Origin of the sequence: Parabacteroides sp. AF21-43, assembly GCF_003635435.1 — a bacterium.
In the GTDB taxonomy this organism is placed as follows: Bacteria; Bacteroidota; Bacteroidia; order Bacteroidales; family Tannerellaceae; genus Parabacteroides; species Parabacteroides distasonis.
Genome location: NZ_QTMG01000029.1, coordinates 1 through 564 on the forward strand (window position 1 = coordinate 1; position 564 = coordinate 564).

The following is a 564-nucleotide window of genomic DNA, read 5'->3' on the forward strand; positions in this document are numbered from 1 at the left end:
AGTGTACAAAGGTAGTATTTTTGGCCTTTTTATTAAGGAGAAGATATGAAAAAAGAAGAAGATTTTGTTATGGGCCTGTCCATCTACATGGCTTGTCTGCGTGAGAAAAAACGGTATTCCACGGCGAAGAGTTATCAAGATGCCTTGAACTCGTTCAAGTGCTTTTGCGGTATGGAGGCGATTCCTTATGCCTATATTAATAGGAACAGGCTTTTGTGCTATCAGTCATGGTTGTTGGACAAGGGCCGTTCGTTGAATACGGTGTCTACCTATATGCGTCGGATTCGTCACATTTATAACTTAGCCGTGGAGGCGAACGAGGCTCCCTTTGTACCCAACCTGTTCAAAGATGTCTTCACGGGCGTTGAAAGCAAGCGGAAGAAGGCGTTGCCGCGAGAGATGCTGGAGCGTATGTTTAACGCTGAATTGGAGGATCCGTCCTTGCGGCGTGTACAGTTGACCGTTCGGTTGATGTTTGCGTTCAGCGGGATAGCGTTTGTGGATCTTGCGCATTTGAAGTGGGAGAATATCCGGGATGGGATATTGCAGTATCACCGACAAAAG

Annotated in this window: 1 protein-coding gene; it reads left to right on the forward strand. The window is 46.5% G+C overall.

Annotated elements, in window-relative coordinates:
• Window positions 1-45: 45 nt before the first annotated feature.
• Window positions 46-564 (forward strand): site-specific integrase (locus DWX84_RS21935; protein ID WP_233573953.1); only part of this gene is annotated, 519 nt, incomplete at its 3' end.